Origin of the sequence: Citrobacter sp. RHBSTW-01044, assembly GCF_013781945.1 — a bacterium.
Lineage (GTDB): Bacteria > Pseudomonadota > Gammaproteobacteria > Enterobacterales > Enterobacteriaceae > Citrobacter > Citrobacter braakii.
In genome coordinates this window covers 2,126,125-2,137,940 of sequence record NZ_CP056180.1, presented here as the reverse complement: position 1 = coordinate 2,137,940, position 11,816 = coordinate 2,126,125, and the positions used below count along the sequence as shown (strand labels likewise).

9 protein-coding genes are annotated in these 11,816 nt (G+C 52.0%); 5 read left to right on the top strand and 4 right to left on the bottom strand.

Going from position 1 to position 11,816, the window contains the following annotated elements; translation table 11 throughout:
- The first annotated feature begins 116 nt into the window (after positions 1-116).
- Complete coding sequence (gene prs, locus HV352_RS10325; protein WP_001518537.1) at positions 117-1,064, top strand: ribose-phosphate diphosphokinase; 948 nt, start codon at positions 117-119, stop codon at positions 1,062-1,064.
- A gap of 151 nt (positions 1,065-1,215) precedes the next feature.
- Positions 1,216-2,871: a C4-dicarboxylic acid transporter DauA gene (gene dauA, locus HV352_RS10320; RefSeq protein WP_016153297.1), complete on the top strand. Its 1,656-nt coding sequence runs from the start codon at positions 1,216-1,218 to the stop codon at positions 2,869-2,871.
- A 97-nt stretch (positions 2,872-2,968) separates the two neighbouring features.
- Here the strand turns inward: dauA and HV352_RS10315 are convergent, their stop codons facing one another.
- Complete coding sequence (locus tag HV352_RS10315) at positions 2,969-4,432, bottom strand: aspartate aminotransferase family protein (RefSeq protein ID WP_016156743.1); 1,464 nt, start codon at positions 4,430-4,432, stop codon at positions 2,969-2,971.
- A gap of 15 nt (positions 4,433-4,447) precedes the next feature.
- On the bottom strand, positions 4,448-5,833 hold the full coding sequence (locus HV352_RS10310; RefSeq protein ID WP_181635404.1) for a diaminobutyrate--2-oxoglutarate transaminase: 1,386 nt from the start codon (positions 5,831-5,833) through the stop codon (positions 4,448-4,450).
- Between the two features lie 611 nt (positions 5,834-6,444).
- On the opposite strand from HV352_RS10310, the gene lysC reads away from it, so the two are divergent.
- Positions 6,445-7,806, top strand: coding sequence for a lysine-sensitive aspartokinase 3 (gene lysC / locus HV352_RS10305; RefSeq protein ID WP_016156744.1), 1,362 nt, complete (start codon positions 6,445-6,447; stop codon positions 7,804-7,806).
- Positions 7,807-7,930: 124 nt separating this feature from the next.
- On the opposite strand, the gene ychH is transcribed toward lysC, so the two are convergent.
- Entirely contained in the window at positions 7,931-8,212 is a 282-nt protein-coding gene (ychH, locus tag HV352_RS10300; protein WP_016153301.1) for a stress-induced protein YchH, read from the bottom strand.
- Between the two features lie 274 nt (positions 8,213-8,486).
- Between ychH and pth the strand changes: the two genes are divergently transcribed.
- The gene (gene pth, locus HV352_RS10295) at positions 8,487-9,071 is read left to right on the top strand and encodes an aminoacyl-tRNA hydrolase (RefSeq protein ID WP_016153302.1); all 585 of its coding nucleotides are present in this window, start codon (positions 8,487-8,489) and stop codon (positions 9,069-9,071) included.
- Positions 9,072-9,186: 115 nt separating this feature from the next.
- Positions 9,187-10,281: a redox-regulated ATPase YchF gene (gene ychF / locus HV352_RS10290; protein ID WP_016153303.1), complete on the top strand. Its 1,095-nt coding sequence runs from the start codon at positions 9,187-9,189 to the stop codon at positions 10,279-10,281.
- Positions 10,282-10,671: 390 nt separating this feature from the next.
- On the opposite strand, the gene HV352_RS10285 is transcribed toward ychF, so the two are convergent.
- Entirely contained in the window at positions 10,672-11,721 is a 1,050-nt protein-coding gene (locus HV352_RS10285) for an alpha/beta hydrolase (protein WP_181635403.1), read from the bottom strand.
- Between the last annotated feature and the right edge of the window lie 95 nt (positions 11,722-11,816).

Sequence of the window (11,816 nt, the reverse complement as noted above, 5' to 3'; positions counted from 1 at the left end):
CTGTTCCAGACGTTGCATCGCGCTCTTTAATACACCGCATGGAGAGGATACTGCCTGGCCCGCACAGTTTTCGGCAGATTCTTTCCACCAATGGACGCATGCCTGAGGTTCTTCTCGTGCCTGATATGAAGCTTTTTGCTGGTAACGCCACCCCGGAACTAGCACAACGTATTGCCAACCGCCTGTACACTTCACTCGGCGACGCCGCTGTAGGTCGCTTTAGCGACGGCGAAGTCAGCGTACAAATTAATGAAAATGTACGCGGTGGTGATATTTTCATCATCCAGTCCACTTGTGCCCCTACTAACGACAACCTGATGGAATTGGTCGTTATGGTTGATGCGCTGCGCCGTGCTTCCGCAGGCCGTATCACCGCCGTTATTCCTTACTTCGGCTATGCACGTCAGGATCGTCGCGTACGTTCCGCTCGTGTACCGATTACTGCTAAAGTCGTCGCTGATTTCCTGTCCAGCGTTGGCGTTGACCGCGTCCTCACCGTTGACCTGCATGCTGAACAGATCCAGGGCTTCTTTGACGTACCGGTTGATAACGTATTCGGTAGCCCGATCCTGTTAGAAGACATGCTGCAGCTGAATCTGGACAACCCGATTGTGGTTTCTCCGGACATCGGTGGCGTCGTGCGTGCCCGCGCTATCGCTAAACTGCTGAACGATACCGACATGGCTATCATCGACAAACGACGCCCGCGCGCGAACGTTTCTCAGGTGATGCATATTATTGGTGACGTTGCAGGTCGTGACTGCGTGCTGGTTGATGATATGATCGATACCGGCGGTACGCTGTGTAAAGCAGCAGAAGCACTGAAAGAACGTGGTGCAAAACGCGTATTTGCTTACGCTACCCACCCGATCTTCTCAGGTAATGCGGCAAACAACCTGCGCAATTCAGTGATTGATGAAGTCGTTGTCTGTGACACTATTCCACTGACTGACGAAATCAAAGCACTGCCAAACGTGCGTACATTGACCCTGTCGGGTATGCTGGCCGAAGCGATTCGTCGTATCAGCAACGAAGAATCCATCTCTGCTATGTTCGAGCATTAATCGAGCCCGGCTCAAAAACCCGCTGCGGCGGGTTTTTTTATCTGCAACATCTATTTGTATGACTTATGCCTCCTTCACCTGCCATTTAGTTGACAGATGATGCGCTCATGGATGAAACATTATTGTGAACAGATTATTTTCCTCACATGTGATGCCTTTCCGCGCCCTCATCGACGCTTGTTGGAAAGAAAAATATACCGCTTCTCGCTTTACCCGCGACTTGATCGCCGGAATAACCGTTGGGATCATTGCCATTCCGCTGGCGATGGCCCTGGCAATAGGCAGTGGCGTGGCGCCGCAGTACGGCTTGTATACCTCAGCCGTTGCTGGGATTGTTATCGCCCTTACCGGTGGCTCACGTTTTAGCGTATCTGGACCAACTGCCGCTTTCGTGGTGATTCTGTATCCGGTTTCGCAACAGTTTGGGCTGGCAGGCCTGCTGGTCGCAACGCTAATGTCCGGGATATTCCTGATCCTTTTCGGCCTCGCCCGTTTTGGTCGCCTGATCGAATATATCCCGGTATCCGTTACGTTAGGTTTTACATCGGGTATTGGTATCACCATCGGTACCATGCAGATTAAAGATTTTCTCGGTCTGCAAATGGCCCATGTCCCGGAGCACTACCTGCAAAAGGTCGGCGCGCTGTTTATGGCCCTGCCAACCCTCAACGTTGGCGATGCCGCAATTGGCGTGGTGACGCTGGGGATCCTGATTTTCTGGCCGCGTCTGGGGATCCGACTGCCGGGCCACCTTCCTGCGCTGCTGGCAGGCTGTGCGGTAATGGGGATTGTGAACCTGACCGGCGGCCATGTCGCCACCATCGGTTCTCAGTTCCACTACATTCTGGCTGACGGCTCGCAGGGTAACGGCATCCCGCAGTTGCTGCCGCAACTGGTATTACCGTGGGACATGCCGGAGTCAAACTTTACCCTGAGCTGGAGTTCGTTACAGGCGCTGTTACCGGCCGCCTTCTCCATGGCGATGCTCGGGGCGATTGAATCTCTACTGTGCGCCGTCGTGCTCGATGGGATGACCGGCACCAAGCATAAAGCCAACAGTGAGCTGATTGGCCAGGGCCTGGGTAACATCGTGGCACCGTTCTTCGGTGGTATCACCGCCACGGCGGCAATTGCCCGTTCTGCGGCAAACGTCCGCGCCGGGGCGACCTCACCAATTTCAGCGGTCATCCACGCGATTCTGGTGATCCTTGCCCTGCTGGTGCTTGCGCCGCTGCTTTCCTGGTTACCGCTTTCCGCCATGGCCGCCCTGCTGCTGATGGTGGCATGGAACATGAGTGAAGCGCATAAAGTGGTGGATCTGCTGCGTCATGCGCCAAAAGACGACATCATTGTCATGCTTATGTGTATGTCGCTGACGGTGCTATTCGACATGGTGATCGCCATCAGCGTCGGTATCGTTCTCGCCTCCCTGCTGTTTATGCGTCGTATCGCGCGCATGACGCGTCTGGCGCCGGTCAACGTAGACGTACCTGACGATGTGCTGGTGCTGCGCGTTATTGGCCCACTTTTCTTTGCCGCTGCGGAGGGATTATTTACCGATCTCGAATCGCGTATTGCAGGTAAACGTATTGTGGTCTTGAAGTGGGACGCGGTCCCGGTACTGGATGCCGGTGGTCTGGACGCTTTCCAGCGTTTTGTAAAACGCCTCCCGGAAGGGTGTGAACTGCGGATCAGTAATCTGGAATTCCAGCCGTTACGTACCATGGCGCGCGCGGGCATTCAGCCGATTGCCGGACGCCTGACGTTCTTCCCGAATAAAGACGCCGCACTGGCAGATATCAGCTGACGTGTAGCCCAGCCAGGCGAAGCGCCGCCGGACTACAAATGACAGGCAAAAAAATGGCTCCCGTGTGTGGGAGCCATTTTTATAATCAGCTTATTGCTTACGCGTTCAGCAGTTGCTCAGCTGTCGCTTTCACGCTTGCCAGCAGGACTTTGACATCCTCCAGACACACCGTGGGGTTCAGCAGCGTCAGCTTCAGGCAGGTTACGCCATCCGCTTCGGTCACGCCAACATTGGCGCTACCAGAAGCCAGCAGAACGTCGCCAATACGCTGGTTCAACAGCGCAACGAACGCCATGTCGTCACTGTGCGGACGGAAACGGAACAGCACGCTTGCCAGCTGCGGCTCCATCACCAGTTCCAGGTGTGGCTGAGTTTTCACAAACGCAGCCACATCACGCGCCAGCGTTACGCCGTTATCAATGATTTCGGCATACTGCTTTTTGCCCAGCGCTTCGAGACCCATCCACAGCTTCAGCGCGTCAAAACGGCGCGTGGTCTGCAGCGATTTCGACACCAGATTCGGTACGCCCGCCTCTTCATCAAAATCAGAGTTCAGGTACGCCGCCTGGTAACGCATCAGCTCGTAATGACGCGCGTCTTTCAGCAGGAACGCGCCGCAGCTGATGGTCTGGAAGAACTGTTTGTGGAAGTCCAGCGTCACAGAATCCGCCAGTTCAAGGCCGTTCAGGAAGTGACGATACTGCTCAGAAAGCAGTAACGCCCCGCCCCATGCTGCATCCACATGCATCCAGATCTGGTGTTCTGCCGCCAGCGCCGCAATGTCCGCTAACGGGTCGATCGCACCCGCATCGGTAGTACCCGCAGTGGCGACAATCGCCATCACCTGTTCGCCGTTGGCTTTCGCCTGGGCCAGCTTGTCTTTCAGGTCAGCCAGATCCATGCGTGAGAACGCATCAGTCTTCACCTGGGTGACGGAACGGTAACCCAGCCCCATCAGCGCCATGTTCTTCTGCACAGAGAAGTGCGCGCTTTCAGAGCAAAATACTTTGATTTTGCTCAGGTCGCCGGTCAGACCATTCTGCTGAATGGAATGCCCCTGGCGGGCAAAGAAGGCGTCGCGCGCCAGCATCAGGCCCATCAGGTTGCTCTGGGTGCCGCCGCTGGTGAACACGCCCGCGTCGCCTGCCGCATAGCCCACCTGCTCACGCAACCATTCGATCAGTTTGATCTCAATGATGGTCGCCGACGGGCTCTGATCCCAGGAGTCCATACTCTGGTTGGTGGCGTTGATCAACACTTCTGCCGCCTGGCTAATCACCAGGCTCGGGCAGTGCAGGTGCGCCACGCACTGCGCATGGTGAACCAACAAGCTGTCTTTCAGAAAGTATTCAACCGCACGCTCAATAGCGGCCTGGTTGCCCAGGCCCTGAGACGTAAAATTCAGGTTGATACGTTCGCGCAGTTGCTCAACGGTTTTGCCCTGATACATCTCAGGCTGCTTCAACCATTCAACGACCGCTTGCGTACTCTGCTCGATAGCGTCCTGGTAGGCAGCGATGCTTTGTGCCGAGCCGGACAGAATCGGATTTACGTCTGACATTCGATCCAACTCCGTTTAAACCGGCTTCACGCCAGCGCCCAGCAGGGCATTTTCGAATTTATCGAGGAAAATCTCCAGCTCTGCGTTGGTGATCAACAGAGACGGCAGCAGACGCAGTACGCAACCGTTACGGCCGCCACGCTCAAGAATCAGGCCGTTTTCGAAACATTTTTTCTGCAGCAGCGCGGAAAGCTCGCCATCGGCCGGGTAGCAGCCCATGTGATCCTGCGCTTCGTTCGGCTTAACGATTTCCAGACCAATCATCAGGCCCAGACCACGTACCTGGCCGATAACCGGGTAACGTTTCTGCAGGTCAGTCAGTTTGTCTTTCAGCCACTCGCCCTGGGCAGCAACTTTATCGGCAATCTTGTCGTCTTTGAGGATTTTCAGCGTTGTCAGACCGGTCGCCATCGCCAGTTGGTTGCCGCGGAAGGTGCCAGTGTGGTGGCCCGGGGCCCACGCATCGAACTGCTTTTTAATGCCCAGTACCGCCAGTGGCAGACCGCCGCCAACCGCTTTGGACATCACGATGATATCCGGCTCAATACCGGCGTGTTCGAAGGCGAACAGTTTACCCGTGCGCGCGAAGCCAGCCTGAACTTCATCGATAATCAGCAGAATGCCGTGTTCCTGGGTCACTTTACGAATACGCTGCAGCCACTCGATCGGAGCCGGGTTTACCCCGCCCTCGCCCTGCACCGCTTCGAGGATCACGGCAGCCGGTTTACGCACGCCGCTCTCAACGTCGTTGATCAGGTTTTCGAAGTAGTAGGTCAATGCTTTGACGCCAGCGTCGCCGCCAATACCCAGCGGGCAACGGTACTGATGCGGATACGGCATAAACTGTACTTCCGCCATCATGTTGCTGACGGCTTCTTTCGGCGACAGGTTGCCGGTCACGGACAGCGCGCCGTGGGTCATCCCGTGGTAACCACCGGAGAAGCTGATGATGCTGGAACGGCCGGTAACTTTCTTCGCCAGCTTCAGCGCCGCTTCAACGGCATCGGCACCGGACGGCCCGGTGAACTGCAGGCAATACTCTTTGCCCTGGCCCGGTAATAAAGAAAGTAAATACGATGAGAATTCATCTTTTAACGGTGTGGTAAGGTCAAGCGTATGTAACGGTAAGCCGCTTGTGATGACACTTTGAATGCTCTGCAGCACTTCAGGATGATTATGACCAAGCGCCAGGGTTCCGGCACCTGCCAGGCAATCAAGATATTGATTATTTTCTACGTCAGTAATCCAGACGCCCTGCGCTTTAGCAATCGCTAATGGCAGTTTACGTGGATAGCTGCGGACATTAGATTCAAACTCAGCCTGTCTTGCTAAAAAGATATCATTGCTCTGTGGTAATGAATTAGCACTTAAAGTATCAATACGGACTTTATCCGTCATCATATCACTCCTACAACCAGGTGTAGATTAACGCCTGATTGAATAAATGGTTATAAGGGTTACCTGTAAAAAAGCGCGGCTAATATATGTTGTTTTAGCCCTGGACTCAATCATTTATTTTTCAACACATTTAGCGGGTGTTTTTTCTTTATAATTCAAAGTGTAACAGCCACCCTTCATTACGAAATCCTAAAGAAATATATCTATTTAATTAACAATTACCGTAGCCAATTGCAACGCATACGATGTTATAAAAACCATGGAATTTTCATGCTTTTATTATTTTTTTACACGTTTTTACCATTAATAATGTACGCGTTTTCTTGTTACGACATGATTTTTCACTTATTTGTCGATAAATCGAATAAAAAAGTCGATCCCTAAATATAAATCACTTAGTATGGCGCGCTTATTTGCAGGCTATGTAAATAAAATTAATGCGCAGCACCCGGTAACGCGTACAGGCGACACGCGTTTTCGACAACAGGAATTCCCTGGGTTGTCAGCAGAAATGTTCGCGGGCGGACATTTCGTAAGGCGAACACTGTTTCCCCTTATGCCGAGAATGAAAATTTTCTAGCCATACTTTTATGGCGCCCTGATATGAGATTGTTATGACTCGCATTTATCCACCATCCGTCGTTGCCAAATTTGGCGGCACCAGCGTCGCTGATTTTGATGCGATGAACCGAAGCGCCAGCATTGTCCTTGCTGATCAAGATGTCCGTTTAGTCGTACTGTCTGCTTCAGCAGGCGTTACAAACTTACTGGTCGAACTTTCTGAAGGTCTGGAAACGCATCAACAATTAGATAAGCTTGAGACCTTACGCGCCATCCAATACAACATTATTTCCCGCCTGAAGCAGCCGTCCGTTATCAGCACGGAAATCGATAATCTTCTCAACAACATCCGCCATCTTGCACAAACGGCGACCGTTTCACCGTCTGATGCGCTAAGCGATGAATTGGTCAGTCACGGCGAGCTGATGTCCTCTTTACTGTTTACTGAAGTCTTACGTGAACGGCATGCCGAGGCCGGGTGGTTTGACGCCCGCAGCGTGATGCGTACCAACTCGAGTTTCGGCTGCGCCGAACCCGAACTCAGTACCCTGCACCACCTGGTGGAGACTCACCTGCGCCCTCGTCTTGAGCAAGCGATTATGGTGACCCAAGGGTTTATCGGCCGGGATGCCGCAGGGCATACCACTACGCTGGGACGCGGTGGTAGTGATTACACGGCGACGCTTCTCGGTGAGGCGCTTCACGCCGCACGCGTGGACATCTGGACCGATGTCGCAGGGATCTACACCACCGATCCGCGCATTGCGCCGCGGGCCAAACGGATTGACCACATCTCATTTTCCGAGGCCAGCGATATGGCCGCCTTCGGTGCGAAAGTCCTCCACCCGGCTACGCTGCTTCCGGCAATGCGTAAAAGCATTCCGGTGTTTGTTGGCTCAAGTAAGGATACGGCTGCCGGTGGTACGCTGGTGCATAACACCACCGACAACCCACCTCGTTATCGTGCGCTTGCCGTGCGCCGTAAACAGACGCTGTTGCGATTACATAGTCTGGAGACACAACCGTCCGGTTCTTTCCTGGCGCAGTCCTTCGCCATTTTAGCTCGCCACGCGGTCACGGTGGATTTGGTTACAACCTCAGAAAACAGTATTGCGCTGGCGCTGGACGCGACTCACGCTACCTCAGGTGAAGATCATATACTGACCAGCGCATTGTTTACCGCATTGTCCTCCCACTGTCGTGTGGAAGTGGAAACCGGACTGGCATTAGTCACTTTGGTGGGGAATCGGCTGACTCAGGCGGCGGGAGTTTGCAAAGACGTTTTTGCCTGGCTTGAAGGGCATACAGTGCGAATGATCTGCCACGGCGCGTCAAATGACAACCTGTGTTTCCTGTTGCCCGCTGAAGACGCGGATAGCGCGGTTAAAACGTTACATTATCGGTTATTCGAATAACGTTTCTTATATTCCGTAGCGAATATAAAAGTGCGTTCTATGCAAGGATAATGAACAAGCAGAGTCCTGGTTTTTCAACCAGGACTTTGTATTCAAACCGCAGCCCTCTCTGCCGGGAAACGATTTAGTTATGACGATGAGTGGTATCACCGCGACGACAGCGTTTGTCATAATGGCGTACCCACCAGTAACGGTCACTGATTTGCTCGTGCCCGCCCACTCTAGCTCCCGCCAACCACAGAACACCACCTACAAAAATACTGAGCACGGCACCATGTGCGAAAAACTGTGGCAGATTAAATTGCGGCAATTGGTTTAAAATAGAGTAACCAACCCCCCCCACCATCACCACCAACCCTAAAGCCATGAGCACGTTACCGAGTAACGAAGCGTTTTTGCGTTTCATGTGTCACCTCCGGAACTTTGGGTTGCTACAGGGAATACCCCTAATCCTTATGTGTAAAGTATAGACAACACTGCCGTTCGCAAGTGCGGGAGCGATCACAATTACAAACACTCGCGCAACAAAACTTTACAAATAAGCTACTGAACATACTCAATTTCTAATAGTCCATTTGTGCAATTATTCAGTTTTTGGCGATTAGAACGCAGTTTTTTGTCAAGAGCAGCGTCAGACAGTAAACTACACGTCGTTTATGGAAACACTCAGGACAAAACACGTGACGATTAAATTGATTGTCGGCCTGGCGAACCCCGGCGCAGAGTATGCGGCAACGCGACACAACGCAGGCGCATGGTATGTCGATTTACTGGCAGAGAGATTACGCGCGCCCCTGCGTGATGAGCCGAAATTCTTCGGCTACACCTCCAGAGTAACGCTCGAAGGGGAAGATGTCCGTTTGCTGGTACCGACCACATTTATGAATCTCAGCGGCAAGGCCGTGGGTGCGATGGCCAGTTTTTATCGTATCAACCCCGATGAAATTTTGGTCGCGCACGACGAATTAGACCTGCCGCCTGGCGTGGCAAAATTTAAGCTCGGTGGCGGTCATGGCGGACATAATGGCCTGAAAGACATCATCAGCAAGTTGGGCAATAACCCCAACTTTCATCGTTTACGCGTGGGAATTGGTCATCCGGGTGATAAAAACAAAGTTGTCGGATTTGTTTTAGGCAAACCGCCTGTTTCAGAACAGAAGTTAATTGATGAAGCAATTGACGAAGCGGCACGTTGTACCGAGATTTTATTCAAAGATGGCCTGACCAAGGCAACGAGCCGGTTACACACCTTTAAAGCGCAATAAGCAGGGATGTGCGGCATTTTTCTCGCGTGCTGTGTATAATAGGCAGAGTTATTTACTTTTCTACAATCTGTTTTCCATAACAGGCTGAATATCAAAAGATTAAGGTGATTTAAACATGGGATTCAAATGCGGTATCGTCGGTTTGCCAAACGTAGGCAAATCCACCCTGTTCAACGCGCTCACAAAAGCGGGTATTGAAGCGGCAAACTTCCCGTTCTGTACTATCGAGCCGAACACAGGTGTTGTCCCGATGCCCGATCCGCGTCTGGATCAGTTGGCCGAAATCGTCAAACCGCAGCGTATCCTGCCAACAACGATGGAATTCGTCGACATTGCCGGTCTGGTAAAAGGCGCGTCCAAAGGCGAAGGTCTGGGTAACCAGTTCCTGACGAACATCCGTGAAACCGAAGCTATCGGCCACGTGGTTCGCTGCTTTGAAAACGACAACATCATCCACGTTAATAACAAAGTGGATCCGGCTGACGACATTGAGGTTATCAATACCGAACTGGCGCTGTCTGACCTGGATACCTGTGAGCGCGCTATCCATCGCGTACAGAAGAAGGCTAAAGGCGGCGATAAAGACGCTAAAGCGGAACTGGCTGCACTGGAAAAATGCCTGCCACAGCTGGAAAACGCTGGCATGCTGCGTGCGTTGAAAACGCTGACCGATGAAGACAAAGCGGCTATCAAATACCTGAGCTTCCTGACGCTGAAGCCAACGATGTATATCGCCAACGTCAACGAAGACGGTTTTGAAAACAACCCATACCTCGATAAAGTGCGTGAAATCGCCGCAGCTGAAGGCTCCGTGGTTGTTGCAGTTTGCGCTGCCGTTGAAGCTGACATCGCAGAACTCGATGATGCTGACCGTGAAGAATTCATGGCTGAAATGGGTCTGGAAGAACCTGGTCTGAACCGCGTAATCCGCGCTGGTTACGAACTGCTGAACCTGCAGACCTACTTCACCGCTGGCGTGAAAGAAGTTCGTGCATGGACCATTCCTGTTGGCGCAACGGCTCCGCAGGCGGCGGGTAAAATTCATACTGACTTCGAGAAAGGCTTTATCCGCGCACAAACCATCGCGTTTGAAGATTTCATCACCTATAAAGGTGAACAAGGCGCGAAAGAAGCCGGTAAGATGCGTGCAGAAGGTAAAGATTACATCGTTAAAGATGGCGATGTGATGAACTTCCTGTTCAACGTCTAAACAAAACTTCTCGTCTCATGAGGTTTCATCAAATCTCATGAATATTGAAAAAGTCTATAAAATCCACGCAATTGCGTGGATTTTTTCATTTCATAGAGTGTAAATCCATCTCGTAACGAGACAGTACAAACAAGAGCTCGTTATGCTCACCGGAATTCAATGCGGTAATGCTAAACCTAAAGTTGGCCTGGACCACGAAGTAAAACCTTACAGGCAAAAAATAATCCTCAGATGTCCCTGCCGTTTTATGAATTTCATTCATAGCGGCTATTTAATGTGCGTAATTATCTTTCCTCCCGACTTCGTTAGTCTTGGTCACATGCTGACACACTCATTATGTCCTGATATGACCAGCCTGAGTGGCTGGCCAAAGGTATCGTCTGATAGGGGTTAAATACTCTTATCGAAGAAGACGCCCAGCTTTTGCAAAGCCTTGTCGACGTACTCAGGAACCCAATACGTCTCGATATGGGTAGCGCCATCGATCAGGAAGAGTTCTTTGTCTTTTGTACCGGTGGCTTTCGCAAACGCATCTTCCGTCATATAGAGCGTGTCGGCTTTTGTACCAGCAATCATCAGCAGCGGTTTATTGATGAGATTGATATGGTCCGTAACGTCAAAACTCATCAAATCTAACAGGCTGCTTGTCGTGTATTTAAACGTAGAGTTCGGGTGCGCGTGAGTTTTCCAGTAGTACTCATAGCCCTGTCGATATAAGGCAAAGGGTAACTTAGCGATCTGTTCATCAGTCAGATTGGCATCACCGGAGTACAGGACTTCGCCTCCGGAAGCTTCCTGAGCACGTGCGTCAGAAGCCTGCTGAAGACGCTGCTGAATAGTATCCAGCTGTGAGTCCTGAAAACCGTTGCGGCGCACCAGGCCTGAATTAAACATGCTGATGGTTGCGATCGATTTAAACCGTTGATCCGTTTCGGCCGCAACAAGTGAATAACCGCCACCTCCGCAAACACCCAGCAGACCGAGGCGGGAAGTATCCACTCCCGGATACTGGCTGATGTAGTCAGCCATGCCGTGGATATCCTCGATGCGATTAGCGGGTTTATCCACGCTGCGAGGCATCCCACCGCTCGCGCCCTGATAAGCCGCGTCGGCAGTAATCGTGATGTAGCCCTGCTCGGCGAGACGCTGGGCATACAAGCCTGCGACCTGCTCTTTTACGCCGCCATTCGGATGTGCAACCACCACGGCAGGGTATTTTTTGGCGGGATCGTAGTTAGCAGGGGTATAGACATTCGCAGCTATCTGAATGCCATGCAGATCGTACTTCACCGGATGAATGTTGACCTTGCCTTTGACGTTCTCAGTGATGGCACCGTCATAGGCCAGGGTGAATGGATTTTTTTTGTAATCAGCCGCATTGACTGAGGCGGCCCCGGTTATTGCCGTGAGCAGTATTGCAGTTAACAGATTGAATTTCATGGTCTCTCCCGATGAGTTTCAGGCTTGCGGATTTAAATGTGCAGACTCAGGTTAGAGAGAGAGGCCTGTCAGCATCGTGACAGGTAAATAACATT